Annotated in this window: 24 protein-coding genes and 1 tRNA gene; 13 read left to right on the plus strand and 12 right to left on the minus strand. The window is 65.3% G+C overall.

Translation table 11 applies throughout. The features are described from left to right. Position 1: 1 nt before the first annotated feature. The 9 genes from L2Y94_RS05530 to L2Y94_RS05570 form a co-directional block, all read right to left on the minus strand. Positions 2-253, minus strand: a complete 252-nt coding sequence (locus L2Y94_RS05530) for a hypothetical protein (protein ID WP_247373619.1) — start codon at positions 251-253, stop codon at positions 2-4. Positions 254-287: 34 nt separating this feature from the next. After that, positions 288-821 (minus strand): single-stranded DNA-binding protein, encoded by a 534-nt coding sequence (gene ssb / locus L2Y94_RS05535; RefSeq protein WP_283248520.1) that lies wholly within the window; start codon positions 819-821, stop codon positions 288-290. Beyond that, on the minus strand, positions 821-1,765 hold the full coding sequence (locus tag L2Y94_RS05540; protein ID WP_247373620.1) for a hypothetical protein: 945 nt from the start codon (positions 1,763-1,765) through the stop codon (positions 821-823). Before L2Y94_RS05540 ends, ssb begins: the two co-directional genes overlap by 1 nt. Positions 1,766-1,842: 77 nt before the next feature. Further along, entirely contained in the window at positions 1,843-1,998 is a 156-nt protein-coding gene (locus tag L2Y94_RS05545) for a hypothetical protein (RefSeq protein WP_247373621.1), read from the minus strand. Then, complete coding sequence (locus L2Y94_RS05550) at positions 1,995-2,363, minus strand: hypothetical protein (RefSeq protein WP_247373622.1); 369 nt, start codon at positions 2,361-2,363, stop codon at positions 1,995-1,997. Before L2Y94_RS05550 ends, L2Y94_RS05545 begins: the two co-directional genes overlap by 4 nt. After that, positions 2,360-2,599 (minus strand): hypothetical protein, encoded by a 240-nt coding sequence (locus L2Y94_RS05555; protein WP_247373623.1) that lies wholly within the window; start codon positions 2,597-2,599, stop codon positions 2,360-2,362. The genes L2Y94_RS05550 and L2Y94_RS05555 overlap by 4 nt, the downstream gene beginning before the upstream one ends. Next, positions 2,596-2,844 (minus strand): hypothetical protein, encoded by a 249-nt coding sequence (locus L2Y94_RS05560; protein WP_247373624.1) that lies wholly within the window; start codon positions 2,842-2,844, stop codon positions 2,596-2,598. Before L2Y94_RS05560 ends, L2Y94_RS05555 begins: the two co-directional genes overlap by 4 nt. Beyond that, positions 2,841-3,137 carry a hypothetical protein gene (locus L2Y94_RS05565; RefSeq protein ID WP_247373625.1) on the minus strand — a complete coding sequence of 99 codons (297 nt, stop codon included), beginning with the start codon at positions 3,135-3,137 and terminating at the stop codon, positions 2,841-2,843. Before L2Y94_RS05565 ends, L2Y94_RS05560 begins: the two co-directional genes overlap by 4 nt. Further along, entirely contained in the window at positions 3,134-3,553 is a 420-nt protein-coding gene (locus tag L2Y94_RS05570; RefSeq protein ID WP_247373626.1) for a hypothetical protein, read from the minus strand. Before L2Y94_RS05570 ends, L2Y94_RS05565 begins: the two co-directional genes overlap by 4 nt. A 157-nt stretch (positions 3,554-3,710) precedes the next feature. Here L2Y94_RS05570 and L2Y94_RS05575 point away from each other — a divergent pair, with 157 nt between their 5' ends. After that, positions 3,711-3,944, plus strand: a complete 234-nt coding sequence (locus L2Y94_RS05575; RefSeq protein WP_247373627.1) for a hypothetical protein — start codon at positions 3,711-3,713, stop codon at positions 3,942-3,944. Positions 3,945-4,618: 674 nt separating this feature from the next. On the opposite strand, the gene L2Y94_RS05580 is transcribed toward L2Y94_RS05575, so the two are convergent. Next, complete coding sequence (locus L2Y94_RS05580) at positions 4,619-5,314, minus strand: S24 family peptidase (protein WP_247373629.1); 696 nt, start codon at positions 5,312-5,314, stop codon at positions 4,619-4,621. 90 nt (positions 5,315-5,404) lie between these two features. Here L2Y94_RS05580 and L2Y94_RS05585 point away from each other — a divergent pair, with 90 nt between their 5' ends. Then, positions 5,405-5,626, plus strand: coding sequence for a transcriptional regulator (locus tag L2Y94_RS05585; RefSeq protein ID WP_247373630.1), 222 nt, complete (start codon positions 5,405-5,407; stop codon positions 5,624-5,626). A gap of 128 nt (positions 5,627-5,754) precedes the next feature. Here the strand turns inward: L2Y94_RS05585 and L2Y94_RS05590 are convergent, their stop codons facing one another. Both L2Y94_RS05590 and L2Y94_RS05595 read right to left on the minus strand, forming a co-directional pair. Next, the gene (locus L2Y94_RS05590) at positions 5,755-6,342 is read right to left on the minus strand and encodes a DUF2513 domain-containing protein (RefSeq protein ID WP_247373632.1); all 588 of its coding nucleotides are present in this window, start codon (positions 6,340-6,342) and stop codon (positions 5,755-5,757) included. A gap of 332 nt (positions 6,343-6,674) precedes the next feature. Beyond that, a complete protein-coding gene (locus L2Y94_RS05595) occupies positions 6,675-6,902 on the minus strand; it encodes a hypothetical protein (protein ID WP_247373634.1) in 228 nt (75 codons plus the stop codon). Between the two features lie 121 nt (positions 6,903-7,023). Here L2Y94_RS05595 and L2Y94_RS05600 point away from each other — a divergent pair, with 121 nt between their 5' ends. The 11 genes from L2Y94_RS05600 (at position 7,024) to L2Y94_RS05650 (ending at position 13,528) form a co-directional block, all read left to right on the plus strand. Beyond that, positions 7,024-7,626 (plus strand): hypothetical protein, encoded by a 603-nt coding sequence (locus L2Y94_RS05600; RefSeq protein WP_247373636.1) that lies wholly within the window; start codon positions 7,024-7,026, stop codon positions 7,624-7,626. A gap of 241 nt (positions 7,627-7,867) precedes the next feature. Beyond that, positions 7,868-8,092 (plus strand): hypothetical protein, encoded by a 225-nt coding sequence (locus L2Y94_RS05605; protein WP_247373638.1) that lies wholly within the window; start codon positions 7,868-7,870, stop codon positions 8,090-8,092. A 1-nt stretch (position 8,093) separates the two neighbouring features. Further along, positions 8,094-8,930, plus strand: coding sequence for a hypothetical protein (locus tag L2Y94_RS05610; RefSeq protein WP_247373639.1), 837 nt, complete (start codon positions 8,094-8,096; stop codon positions 8,928-8,930). Continuing rightward, positions 8,927-10,249: a replicative DNA helicase gene (locus tag L2Y94_RS05615; protein WP_247373641.1), complete on the plus strand. Its 1,323-nt coding sequence runs from the start codon at positions 8,927-8,929 to the stop codon at positions 10,247-10,249. The genes L2Y94_RS05610 and L2Y94_RS05615 overlap by 4 nt, the downstream gene beginning before the upstream one ends. Beyond that, entirely contained in the window at positions 10,249-10,641 is a 393-nt protein-coding gene (locus L2Y94_RS05620) for a hypothetical protein (protein WP_247373643.1), read from the plus strand. Before L2Y94_RS05615 ends, L2Y94_RS05620 begins: the two co-directional genes overlap by 1 nt. A gap of 157 nt (positions 10,642-10,798) precedes the next feature. After that, positions 10,799-11,317 carry a Ref family recombination enhancement nuclease gene (locus L2Y94_RS05625; RefSeq protein ID WP_247373645.1) on the plus strand — a complete coding sequence of 173 codons (519 nt, stop codon included), beginning with the start codon at positions 10,799-10,801 and terminating at the stop codon, positions 11,315-11,317. Continuing rightward, positions 11,314-11,751, plus strand: coding sequence for a VRR-NUC domain-containing protein (locus tag L2Y94_RS05630; protein ID WP_247373646.1), 438 nt, complete (start codon positions 11,314-11,316; stop codon positions 11,749-11,751). Before L2Y94_RS05625 ends, L2Y94_RS05630 begins: the two co-directional genes overlap by 4 nt. After that, a complete protein-coding gene (locus L2Y94_RS05635; RefSeq protein ID WP_247373647.1) occupies positions 11,748-11,984 on the plus strand; it encodes a hypothetical protein in 237 nt (78 codons plus the stop codon). The genes L2Y94_RS05630 and L2Y94_RS05635 overlap by 4 nt, the downstream gene beginning before the upstream one ends. Positions 11,985-11,999: 15 nt before the next feature. Next, on the plus strand, positions 12,000-12,674 hold the full coding sequence (locus L2Y94_RS05640) for a hypothetical protein (RefSeq protein WP_247373648.1): 675 nt from the start codon (positions 12,000-12,002) through the stop codon (positions 12,672-12,674). Positions 12,675-12,793: 119 nt separating this feature from the next. Next, positions 12,794-12,869, plus strand: a tRNA-Gly gene (locus L2Y94_RS05645). A gap of 167 nt (positions 12,870-13,036) precedes the next feature. Beyond that, positions 13,037-13,528 carry a glycoside hydrolase family 24 protein gene (locus L2Y94_RS05650; protein ID WP_247373649.1) on the plus strand — a complete coding sequence of 164 codons (492 nt, stop codon included), beginning with the start codon at positions 13,037-13,039 and terminating at the stop codon, positions 13,526-13,528. The last annotated feature ends 6 nt before the right edge of the window (positions 13,529-13,534 follow it).

The following is a 13,534-nucleotide window of genomic DNA, read 5'->3' on the forward strand; positions in this document are numbered from 1 at the left end:
CTCAGGCGACGCGCGCCACGGCAAAGGGAGGGAGGTCCACGCCCGACACGCGGGCGGCTTCGGTCATCAGCTCTTCGGCACGGCGGAAGTCGGCACGGCGGAGCGCGTCGGCGATTGGCTGCCAGTCGGTCGCCTCGGGGTCGGCATCCAGCGTCTGGACGTCCACGAGGCCAAGTCCCGAAAGGTCGTCCTCATCGAGCTGGTCGATCACCTCACTGGCGTCAATCTCAACCTTCACCGTTACGAAGGGCATGGGAATTCCTTGCCGGGCGAACCCGGCTCATCGATCAAAAGGGGATGTCGTCGCCTTCGAAGGACTCGCTCGCCGGGACACCTGCGCTCTGAGGCGGCGTGTCGTGGCTCCGATGCTGTTCGAAGTTCTGCTGTGCGCGACCCTTGCTGGTGCGCGACCCGGTGCGCCCGTTGGTGCGCTCTCCGCCGCCGTACCGGGAATCGGCGTAGCTGTCGCCCGCGCGCGGTCCGGACTGTCCGCCGAGCATCTGAAGCTCGCTCGCGATGACGTCGGCGGTGTATCGTTCGATGCCTTCGCGGTCGGTGTACTTGTCGTGGCGCAGCGATCCCTCGATGTAGACCTGGCGGCCCGTCTTCAGGTATTCGCCCGCGACCTCGGCGATCTTGCCGAACAGCTTCACGCGGTGCCATTCGGTGCGCTCCTGCTTCTCGCCCGACTGCTTGTCGGTCCACTGCTCGGACGTGGCGATGCTCAGGGTGGCCACCGCCGTGCCACCGCCCGTGTAGCGAAGATCCGGGTCCTGGCCGAGGTTGCCGACCAGGATGACCTTGTTGATTCCTCGCGACATCAGACCAGAGCCTCGACTGCAGCACGATCGAGCGCCGCGAAGAGAGCGTCCCTTTCATCGCACCACGCCGCCGACTCCGCCGCCGACCGCGCCGCCGACCGCGCCGCCGACCACGCCGCCGACTCCGCCGACCGCGCCGCCGACCACGCCGCCGACTCCGCCGACCGCGCCGCCGACCACGCCGCCGACTCCGCCGACCGCGCCGCCGACCACGCCGCCGCCGACTCCGCCGCCGACTCCGCCGCCGACCGCGCCGCCGACCGCGCCGCCGACCACGCCGCCGACTCCGCCGACCGCGCCGCCGACCACGCCGCCGACTCCGCCGACCGCGCCGCCGACCGCGCCGCCGCCGACTCCGCCGCCGACTCCGCCGCCGACCGCGCCGCCGACCGCGCCGCCGACCGCGCCGCCGACAAATCACATTCGTTCCCGCCAGCTGCCGCCTCATGGGCACGCTTACCGACCACCAGGGCTGCGACCACCTGCTCGATGGCCTCGTGGACTCCGTGCCCGTGCTTCGCCTCGAGCGCGGGCTTCAGCTCTTCGATCATGCGATCGATGCGCGCCATGGCGATCCAGTGCTGTACGGGCTCCAGGTCGGCGCCCACGGGGATACGCTTGGCCAGGTCGACGTGGAACGTCGAACGGTCTTCCTGCGGCAAGCCTTCGAACATCGAGTCCTGTAGGCGAATCAGCCATTCGGGCAAGCCGCGCGCTTCGGCGACGACCTCATGCCAGTTCGCATCCGTCGTGGGATCGATGTCGTGAGCGAAGCAGCCCACCGAGCAGCCGCGGAAGCGCGCACCGCTCCCTTCGCCATACGTTCCGGCGGACAGCATGTCCGCCGCGGCGTGATGCTCGGCCTGTGCGACATGCACAGCCTTGAGTGCGGCATCGCCGCGGAACGACAGAACACGGGTGGTGCTGGCGACGTCGGTCGTCATGGTGTGACTCCTGGGGCGCGATGCGCCATGGGTTGGAAGAGGTGCCCGGACAGCCCGCCGGGCTCGGGGTGGACCTGCTACCGCCCGGGAGGGGAGGGAGGCGGGAGGCAGGCGGCGAGGAAAAGGGCGATGACGATGGGCGCGACGAGGAGCACGACGGCAGCACGCTCGTCGCACGGCGCGGACATCCACCACAGCAGGGCGCGCTGCATGCGCTGCTCGAGGCGGCTCACGGCTTCACCTCGCACCGCTCGGCGGTGACCACGACCACTGGCGTGCCGTAGAGGCCCATCGTTCCGACCTGCTCGGTCTTGTGGCCGCGCACGCACGCCGCGCTGGACTGGGTGAGGGTGGAAACCTTGAGGTCCGGCCGCGCGCGCCACTCGCCGCAGGCGGTGAGGGAGACGGCGGCGCCGATCAGCAGGAAGACGACGAGCCAGCCGCCGCGTTCCTCAAACCAGCGCTGCAGCGTCGGGGTGGACGACGAGGCGTGGCGCAGCTGCTCGGCGGCGCGCTGGTCGCGCACCTCGCGATCGCCAGCATGTTTCGTCACGGCGTAACGGAGCGCCTGGCGCTCGCGGATCGTGAGGCGGCTCATGCGACACCTCGTGCGGGAACGAGGGGCAGCGGATTGATCAGAACATCCGCGCAGGCGGCGCAAGCAAAGTTGGCGTCCGCATTCTCGGTGTCCGGATCGAGGCCAATCACCCAACCAGCCTCGCCCGCGCGCCGCTCGCACTCACCGTAGGTCGCACCACGCGGGCCTTCGACGCCGCAGTTGCAGCAATCCAGAGCGTGGTACAGCTCGCCAACGCGCTCGGGAACCGTGCTCATGCGGCACCCCCGACGCGGGCAAGGTCGGCGCGCAGGCGAGCCACGGCTGATCGGCTTCCGGCGGCATCGCGCTTATATCCAGCGGCGACCTTGAGCGCTGCCTGCGGGTTCTCACTGAGGCCTGTGCTGGCACGAAATTCGTGGCGCCGCGCACGACGGATCGCGTGGCGAGCGAGGAGCAGCTCCGTAGCGATCAAGTAGCGGAGACTGCGGACGGCATCCACCTTCTGCGTCTCGGTGCTCATGCTTCGCTCCCGGCAACGCGCTCATCCCACCACTGGAAGATGACGGTCACCTCATCGGCGCCGTAGCTACCCACTACCTTGCTGTGGCAACGCCGCTCCCACTGGTTCCCGTCGTTCCTGAGGAGCGTGGTGGTCTTGCATGCCGCCCACTCGCCAACCCTTTCGGCCGAAGAAAGCAGGTCGAATTCGGCCTTGGTTGCGAAGCCCGCATAGACGATCCGACCGGAGTCCATGGGGGAGCCGCACCAAGAGCTTCGGCGCTCCTTGGTCGTGTCGAGGATTTCGGCGTTCATGCCTTCGGACCCTCGTCGATGCGGACCAGTCGAGCGACGGGTGCCGGCGATTTCGGCGGCAACGGTGAATGGAAGGCGTCGATGGCAGCGGGGCGGGGAATGCTGGCCATTGCTTCACCCATGTCCGCGGATAGAGCCCTCAGGCCTTCAATGAAGGGGGAGGGGGCCCGTGCGGCCTTCTCGGCCATATGGCTGTAGTGGTGAAGCGCATGGGCCTTGGCCGCAGCATGGTCGGCCAGCAAGAGGTCGACGCTCTTCACGGCTTGGTAGGCAGCGTGCGCGGCAGCAATGACCTCGGGCGGCAGCTGATCGGCCTCGACATCCGTCACGAACTGGTTCATCAGCCCGGTCAGCGACTTCGCCTGGAGGCAAAGCCCGAACATCGGATTGGTCTTGGAAACGAACTCGGTGTGCATGGTCCTCTCCCTAGCTGGGGCGTCCGGCGTGGAAGAGAGATTAGCCACGGACTAAATCCCTGTCAATAGCTATCAGCTAAATATTTTAGCCCGGAGGTTCTCGGCCCTTGAGACAGCGGCGACCCATACTCGATGGCTTAACGGGGAGGCTATGGCGATGAACGAGACGATCTACGTAGTGCAGGGCTTCGAGGCAGGGAAGCGCGGGGCGCTGAAGGCGATGCCGCCGGTCACCTGCGCGACCGAGAGCCAGGCGCGGGACAGGGCAGAGCGTCTGGGGGTGCGGTGCGCAGGCGTGATCGCCTTCGCACAGACCGCGGACATCGACACCGGCGAGTACGCCGACCCGGTCATGCTGGTGCAGCTGGGCCAAGTGCTCGAACAGGCATAAAAAAGCCCGCCGGAGCGGGCTTTAAAGAACTATCGGAATTCGTTTAAAGCCACTTGAACCCGTGCGCCATGAGCGCAGCAAGACCCAGGGCGACCGTGATCAGAGCCCCAAAAAGCAGTCGAAAATCCGTGCGTGCGTTGTCGCGAATCGACCGAAGGTCGGCTTTGATGTCGCGAACGTCTTCCCGCATATGCTCCGCGACGGCTTCAAGTTTAGCGACTCTCGCTTCCATATACCCATCATGGGGCGGACCGCCATCGCCCGCAAGGGGCTCGCCGCGGTTCGGCCGTGGCGGGAAGGGACTTACGCTCATGAACGTCCTTCCTCAATGAGTTTTTTTATGGCCGACAAGGTGTGCTGCCTCACGTAGCCGCAATTCTTGCAAAGTATGGAAACCAAAGGTAATCCTTTGAATCCAAGGTCTCCGCTAGGCCGCGTATACGGAAGGCTTGTGGTCCAGTCGTCACCGTAGTGGGCCCACCAGTCGTCAGTTAGGCACACAGGACATGCCTTCGACCCTGCCAAGCGGTCAAAAACGGCGTTCAGCTGTTCTGTCGTGATACCAAGCTTAGTCTCATCCGGCTCTTCAGCCATCCATTCCCCCTAGACCTCGGATTGAGTGCGCGCGACGGCGCCGCCCAACTTTTTCGGCGCCTACCACATTTACTTGAGTCTCAGCCTTGGCGACCACTGGGCGGAAGGATGCCACCCACATGGTGGATCACGTCGATGTCCGCTTCGTCGACTACCAGGCGCTCGTTGTTGGCGATCGCGTTCAGCACGTACTCGCCGTCCCGGTGCCACAGGAACTCCTTCACGGTGCTGCGGCCATCGGCCAGCTTCACCATGACGAACTCGCCCATCTGGGGCGTCTTGTTCGGCTCGATGACGACGTACCAGCCAGATCGGATGGCAGGGTGCATGGATCCGCCGCGGACCTGGAGGACGTAGGCGTCCTTGTCCGTGGTCGGGAACTCAAAGTAGCCATCCCCGTGCCCGACCGGGTACTCGAGGTCCGTCCAGTATCCATCCATCCCCAAGCTCGCCGTACCCACGACAGGCACCCTCCGAAAGGCCGAGCGGGGAATATGGACAGGCGTCGCATCAGATTGTGAGACTGGTTGAATCGGTCCCACCGTGAGCTCGTCCCACTGTGGCCGGTCCATCCAGCCATGGCCCTTGCCGGTTGCTGCCTCCAGCTTCCGTGCCACGTCATCCCCCATTTTTTTGCCGCCTTTCAGCTGGCTGAGGAACGAGGCGCTCATCGGCCCAAGAGCCAAGGCCTGGTCCTTCGCGCGCGTGATGCCTCTGGCCTCCAGCTCCTTCAGGAGCCAGTGCAGGTTGATGTGGCGAATGCGGCTGATATCCATGCGCATATCTTAGCTATCAGCTAACCCATAGAGTTTAGTTGCGGACTTGACGTTAGGGATTAGCTCGTGGCTAAATCCACGCCCATGAGCATGCATCCCATCGATCGCGTCATCGAGATTGTCGGCGGCCAGGAAAAGCTGGCGTCCATCCTGGCGATCAAGTCGCCGTCCATCAGCGGCTGGCGCATGCGAAACCGCGTCCCGGCTGAGCGGTGCATCGCGATCGAGCGAGCGACCAACGGCATTGTGACGCGGTACGACCTCCGCCCCGACGTCTTCGGCACCCCGGCGATGGTAGGGGAGCGAGGCTGATATGACCGGCTTGGCGATCAGGTGCCTGACCATCGCGCCGCGAGGCACGTTCTGCGAGGTCGACGGCGACGTCGACTGCTTCGAGTTGTACCTGGGCGAAGCCGCCGGCTTCCTCGTGTTCGAGAGGCTCACGGCTGGCCGAACCATTTTTCAAGCAGTCGCAGTGCGTCCTGCCCATGAGACAGCCCGAGGTCCACGAGTTTCATCGCCAGGTGTTTTGTGGCGTCGGAAGGAAGCGCTCGAAGCGCATCGGACCATTTCTTCTTATCAGCGGGCTCTAGCGGGGCTTCCTGAATCCGCGCCGCTATCAGGTCTTTCAGGGTGTCCTCATGAAGCCTGATCGTCACGACGCCAAGAATGGCGCCAAGGCCGCCATCGCCTTCAAGGAAGTCGAAGCCATCCGCGGTGATCTCGGTGCCTATGGACTGGTGCCAGCCGTCGTAGCTGTGTGCCAGCCCGGCGTCGATCAGCCCGTGCTGCTCGAGGTACCGAAGGTTTCCGATGAGGTCATCGTCGGCGACACCGGGAAAGTCTCCTTCATCCCAAGTGATGCGCGCAGGAAACGCCGCTGCGGCCTTCTCCAAAATGCTGCGCTGCATATCCCTATCCAGTTTCATGAGGCCCTCGCGGTGGTAGCTGGCTTGCTGGCGCACCCAGCTTACCCCGCGCAGGGCCTCGCCTATCACACCAATATGGCCGGGAAGGTGGCCTGACATGTCCCCAGGGAAAATCGCGATCTTCGTCCTCGGACTAGCCACCGGTCTGCTGGCTCTGCTTTCGTACCACGCGGGCGCGTGGCTCGGTCGCAGGCACACCAGGACGCGATCTCGCAGCCGTGAGGAAGGAAGAGCGCCGCTGCGGTTCACCATCTCGGGTGATCGCGTCTTCCTGGACGGGTTGGAGATCGTGAGCCCTGACACTCTGATGCGCTCCGCTGGCGCCGCCGTGTCGTTGCGGAGCGTCCCGAGCATGTCGCCCGGCGACCCGATTCGCTCACACGCCTTGCGAAAAGAGTGCGAAGCGCAGGGCCGTGACTGGGCGCACGTGTTCAGCCAGGCAGCTCGCCTGCGATCCGAAGAAACGCCGCGATCTTCTCGTCGAAAGCGGTTTGCATCCCTGATGGCTGCGATCCGGTCATGGCTGTCGCGGAGAGCGAGACCGCGGCCGCCCGAAGGCGCTCCCGAAACAAGTCCGGGTCCGGGTGACTGCTGATCAGCGCAGCGATGGCAGCTTCGGCCGCCATCTGTCGAGCGAGCAAACGTTCGAAGACTTCCATGGGGTTCCTCTCGTGAGCTGAGTTTGGCGTGGCAGTTGGATTTTGCCACGAGGGGAGCCCCGCCTATCCGATGCGTCGTGATGTCCATGGCGCAAGTGTCGCAATCAATGAGACGCACCGCATGAAGTCCAATCCTCACCTCTCCCGCCCAGCCGCCCTGATGGAGATCACCAGCCGCGCCGTGCTTGCCACGCGCGAGGGTGTGGTGGGTTTCGCTGATCGCGTGGCCGAGATCTACCTCGCCACCGTGCCTGCGGCGTACCAGCGCGTTCCGTTCCGCCCGATGGTGGGCGACATCGCGCAGATCACAGCCGCCCAAAAGGCAAACCGCCAGACCGTGGACCGGTACATCAAGGGCGTGGTGCTGACATTCCCGTCGGACCTTGAGGACGCGTGGGTGGCGGCCCTGCCTGGCGAATTCCAGGAAGAGGCGCTCGGCATGCTGGCGAGCCGTCACGGCCTTCTCGCCACCCGTGCCCGCGGTGCGCACGAAGGGCTTGCGGCATTCAGTGACACCCTTGCGGCAACGGCTGCCTACGCAGAATCCATGGCGCCCATCGTCGCCGACGGGACGATCGACGAGCGCGACTTGCCTTTCATCAAGCCGGCGCTGCTTCGGATTAACACACTCCAGGCGAGCCTTGCCGGCGTCGAGGCCCAGCTCATCGCCGCGCTTCCGGACGAGCAGGCGGGCAACGTAGTGCCCATCCGGAACGCTGGCTGATGAAACCCGGCACGCCCCGCGCCGAACGCCTGCTCGCGCACCTGCGCGAATGCGTGTCCACGGCCGAGCGCGTCGCCACCCCTGAAGAACTCGTTGCCGCCGCGACCGCGCTGGCGCAGCCCAGGCACCCGGTGCAACGCCCCTTGTTCGACCCGCCACACGCTAACCCCGGGGTAGCTCCCCAGGGGACACCTGGATCCGGCCAGCTGCGTGTAGCACTTCCCCGGAGCCCGGAGTGAGCATGTCCGACGAAATCGACAACGTTGCCGCAATCGCGGCTTGTTTCCTGCGCCTGATGACGCCCTCGGCCAGCACCGAGGACCAGGCACACGCCGCTTCCGACCTCGCTGGTCCGGTCCTTGCCTCGCTTTGCCAGATATTCCACGCCGAACCAGGCGCGGTGCGCGCTCGCGCGGAGAGCCTGATGCCGAAGATCAACGACGTGCTTCGGCACACGGTGCACTGACATGGCCGGCGACTGGATCAAGATGCGCTCGGACCTCTTCACACATCCGAAGGTTGTCCGCATGGCGTCCGCATTGAAAGCGGACAGATTGCGCGTGGTCGGCGGACTCATGTCCGTTTGGTGTCTATTCGACGCGCACTCGGCCGACGGAAAAATCGAAGGGTACGACTTCGGAACGGTCGACGAGCTGCTCAACTGGTCAGGTTTCGCGGCTGCCATGAGCGCCGTGAACTGGCTCGCACAAGGTGACGAAAGCCTTGTGCTGCCTGACTTTGACAAGCACAACGGCCAGTCGGCGAAGCGCCGGGCGCAGGACGCTGACCGAAAGAGGGAAGTCCGCAAAGCGTCCGCGTCCGATGCGGACAACATGCGGACCAGAGAAGAGAAGAGAAGAGAAGAAGATAAGAGCAACCCCCAACCTCCTGCCGGGGGCGGCTCGGCTGGCGCCGAGCAGACGACGCGTGCACGGCGTACTGCCCGCGCCACGGTGCCGTACGACGAGATCATCGAGGCCTATCGCCAGCACCTCCCGCAGCTGCCCCAGCCCGAGCTCCTGTCGCGGAAGCGCAAGAAGGCCATGGACAAGGCGTGGACTCTCCTGCCGGAGAAGCACCGGCTTCCCCAGGTGTTCCGCGCCATCTTCGCCGAGTGCAATGAAGACCCGTTCCTCAACGGCACCGGCCCGTACCGCGGCGAGCACGCCGGCTGGGAGCCAACCTTCGATTACCTGATCCGCGAGGACGTGATCGCGAAGGTGTACGAGAAGGCGATGCACCGCCGGGCCCAGCGCCACCAAGTCAACGGACACGGCGCGCAGCCGGGGCTGGCCCTGCAATGAGCGGCAACCTTTCCGAAGCCGCCGTCGTCGGCTCGTGCATGATCGACGAACGGGCCTACTGGCAGGTCGCCGACCTGCTCACGGCCGCGGACTTCACTCACCGCGGCTACGCCTCGCTGTACGCCGAGATCCGCGCCAGGGCCAACGCGGGCGTGACGACTGACGCGTTCGTGATCGCCGACGACCGGCCGGAGCTGCGCGAGGTCATCTTCGGCGAGCCGCTCCAGCAGCAATGGCGGCACGGGAACGTCCGGGCCTACGCCGAGGCAGTGCAGCGTGCCGCCATCACGCGCCGCGTGCGCCAGGCTGGTCAGCAGATCGCGCAACTGAGCGGCGATGACGTGATTGGTCAGGCCCAGCGCCTGGTCGGAGCCTGCGCGCCACATACCGCTGGCGGCATGCGCCACATCCGCGAGTTCGGCCGGATGTCCTTCGACGCGATCCAGGCTCGCCTGGATGCAACGGGCGACCTGACTGGCGTTCCCACCGGGCTCGGCAAGCTCGACGAGCTCACCGGCGGATACCAGCCCGGCGATCTGATCGTCATCGCGGCATTGCCGAGCGTTGGCAAGACCGCATTTGCGCTACAGAGCACGCGGGCTGGCGCTGAATTCGCGAAGGCGGAAGGCAAGGGCAGGCACATCGGCGTGTTCTCGCTGGAAATGAGCGGGGTGCAGCTCAACGACCGCCTGATTGCCTCCGCTGGCCGGTTCGACAGCAAGCTCCTGCGCATGCCCAAGCGCATCGAGGACCACGACTGGCCTCGCATCACCGGTGGCTCGACGATCGTCGCAAACCTGCCGATCCTGATCGACGACCACGCAGGCCTGACGCTCGATGTCCTGTGCGCGCGCGTTCGCCAGTGTCACGCCGTGACGCCGTTCGCGATGATCGTGATCGACTACCTGCAGCTGATCACGCCGCCCAAGGCGGACCGCGAGGACATCGCGATCGGCATCATCTCGCGGACGCTCAAGACCCTGGCCAAGGAGCTTGGCATCCCGATCGTGGTGCTTTCGCAGTTGAACAAGGAGTTCACCGACCGTCCGCGCCTGAAGAACCTGCGCGGCTCCGGCGCCATTGGGCAGGACGCCGACGTTGTCATGTTCCTGCACCGGCCCGACGAAACCGCCCGCGATTACGTTGAGCTGTTGCTGGACAAGCAGCGAAACGGCGAGACCGCCGATATAGCGCTGGAATTCATCGGACGCTACCAGCTGTTCCAGCTGGCGACGGCGCGGCCGGCCGGCCTGAAGAGCAGTCGGGCAATCACCGCTGACCAGATGTGGGACAGCCTCGACAGTGGGGATTCGTTCTGATGTCCGCCGGACGGGACCGTGCCGAGCAGCTCTCGCCAGAGCAAATGATGGCGAAGCTGGCGCCCAGCATTGAGCGCGCCGCCGCAGAGAAGGCCGCTGCGCGCGACCAGCGCCGCGCCGACTTTCCGTTCATGGCCGAGATGACCGACCTATTTCGTGAAGCGGGAATGGACCCTCGTCCCGTGTACGCCCGGAACGACCAGGGAAAGGAATGGGGCTCCAACCCCGACGGCCCGGTGAGGCCCGTGGACAACCGTCCATTCACCACGCCCGGCTACGAGAAGCGCGTCGTGGAGATGGCACAGAAGTGGCCGAACAAACCCACCGATTACCGCGCGCGCATGCAGCGCGCCATCAAGCCCGATCCCTGGAAGTTCGAAGGAGAGACGTGATCGTTTCGACCATCCATCCCGCCCGTATCCTGCTCGCTGCCGCGATCTCGGCAGCCGTAACTATGCCGATAGCCGCCCCGCGTCCATCCGTGGCGTGGCCGCGAGACGTACGTATCGAGAGGGCGCAACGTAAGGCTGACCGTCCGAGGTGGCGCCAGTGAAGCGCACACCCATCATCCGCAAGACACCCCTGGTGGCTCGCAAGCAATTCGCGGCGATGTCGGCCGTGCGTCAAGCCTTGACGGTGACCAAAGAGAAGCCGAAGGCGGTCGCCATCCGTCCGGCTCTCAAGCGCGGCCGCAGCACGGGCAAGCCCACAAAGACCGAGTCCGAACGGATCGACCGCATCAAGCGTGGCGAGTGCGTGTGTTGCCACCTCAACCACTCCCTGGGTCGCCTTCGCGCAGCGTTCCAAGGTTGCGATGCCCATCACCTCCTGAGCGGCGCCCGGCGGCGTGGCCACACGTTCACCATCGGCGCCTGCCCTTGGCATCACCGCGGCGTGCGACCGTTCGGCGAGATGACGGACAAGGAAGCGGCAGACCTCTACGGCCCCAGCCTCGCGCACGGCTCCAAGCCGTTCCACGCGTTCTACGGTTCCGACGACGATCTGCTGGCGTTGCAGGAGCGACTGCTTGAAGGCGCCGAGATGTCCGGTCAGGCGGGTGATGCATGACCGCACCGCGCGCCATGCCGCTTCCGACCGAGCACGAAGAGCAAGCTGCGCTGATGGAATGGGCCGGGATCAACGCTGTCCGCGCTCCGGAGCTGCGCCTGCTATTCGCCATTCCCAACGGCGCGGCACTCGCGTCGAAGAGCACGGGCCCGGGGCGCCGCTTTTCCCGCCAGGCGATGAAGCTTCGCGCCGAAGGGCTGAAGTCCGGCGTCCCTGACCTGTGCCTACCTGTTGCCCGAGGCAAGTACCACGGCCTTTTCATCGAGATGAAGCGGGTCAAGGGTGGGACGCTGTCGCCCGAGCAGAAGGAGTGGCTTCAGCGCCTCGCCGATCAGGGTTATTGCGCCGTCCGCTGCAACGGCTGGTGGGAGGCGCGCACGGCGATCCTGCAATACCTCGCCACGGAAGCCCGCATTGAGGCACCGCGAGCATGAAGAACAAGCGGCCGCTGCACGAGCGGGCACGGGACCAGATCGTGGGCCTCTCCGTGCTGGTGCGCCGCGCGCCGACGATCCACCGGATGGGTGAGCAGGAGCTGGAGGCGTTCGCCGACTTGGTCAAAGCGGGAGCGTCAGACCTTAACGCCGCCCACCACAGCCTGATCCGGCTCATCCGGCAGCACAAGAAGAACGGCGCTGCTGGCGCCACGAATGACACGCAAAACTAAGCAGGGGACCATCACATGCAAGCCGCCGAACTCCTGGCTCGCCTCAATCCGACCACCGTGCGATATGACATCGGCCGCGGCGGCATTCCCGAACTGACCGCCCAGGACATCGCGGCCGCTGTCGCCATGGTGCCCGCCGGAATCGGACGTGACCTTATGTGCCTACTGCATTGGCCGGACCAAGTGGCGGTCACAAGGAGGTCCATCGACCGGGCGCTGATGGACGTTCAATTTAAGGAATGGACACGTCGCGAGCTGGCCATGTACCGCGCGCTGATGGCGGTTGCCTGCGACGAGGATGTTATGGGTCGTTCGACCCTAACGCGGCAATACTCGGATGCGAACGCCCAGCGCTGGCCGAAGCTGCACGCGAGCATTGAGTCGCCAGATATCGCCGAGCCTTGGGCGCTGCTACGCGCCGCCGTGCTGGAAGAAATTCGGTACCCGAAAGGCTGTGGCGAGTGCCAGGGAACGGGCAATATTCGGCGTCGAGATGGCGAATGTTCCTGCACGCGCTGCCTCGGCTCAGGAAAGGTGCGCTACGGAACGACCTGGCGAGCGGCACGCCTGAAGATGAAGGAGTCCTCGTTTAACCAGCGGTGGATCGGCCCCTACGAATGGCTCTACGACTTTATGGCTCAAGAGCTTCAGCGAGCCGAGCATGAATTCGTGAAGGCGGTCAGAAGGTAGCCCAGACGAATGTCGAAAAATTGAGGTTTTTCCCCTCAAGTTTTGTGAGTAAACTGCTCTGGACGCTTCGTGCGACCAACCGAAAGAGCCCAGCCATAGAGCTGGGCTTTCTCATTTCTGCGGGTCTAGCTCAACGGGCAGAGTGCAACCCTTCCAAGGTTGGAGGTGCCGGTTCGAATCCGGCGACCCGCTCCAGTTCCAATTGACCAGGTCCGCTACATGCGCGACCTTGCCACGGCGTGAGCCGTTGCTGCGCTTCTGGTGATGCCTCACTCCCCTGGGCTGCTGGCGGTAACGCCGGCCACTGGACGGCCGAACCTGGTCATCTATGCGGCGCCGAGCTGGCGCCTGGAGGAATCGCCATGGCGCGTATCACCGCAAACGAAGCCGGTGGCGCTAACGTGTTGGCATTCCTCGACATGCTGGCGACTTCCGAGGGAACGATTGGCGTCGGCGACGACGGCTACAACGTCAACGTCGGCAGCGAGCTGTTCACTGGCTACGCGCAGCACCCGCGCATCGCGATTCGGACGCGCTGGGGTTGGAGCGACGCAGCTGGCCGATACCAGATCATGGCGGCGATTCCCGGGCGCATCCGCACCGACACCTGGGACTGGGCAAGCAAGGCTGTTGGCGCCAAGGATTTCTCGCCAATCAACCAGGATCGGGTGGCGATCTACCTGATCGCTCGCGCCCGCGCCGTCGACGACATCAAGGCGGGCCGGCTCGATGCGGCGATCACTAAGTGCGCGCCGGTCTGGGCAAGCCTGCCCGGCTCGCCTTACGGGCAGCACACGCAACTCTTTACTCATTTGCAGGCCGCCTACGAGGCCGCCGGTGGCACGGTGGCCTGACGAGTG

The organism is Luteibacter aegosomatis (assembly GCF_023078455.1).
GTDB lineage: Bacteria > Pseudomonadota > Gammaproteobacteria > Xanthomonadales > Rhodanobacteraceae > Luteibacter > Luteibacter aegosomatis.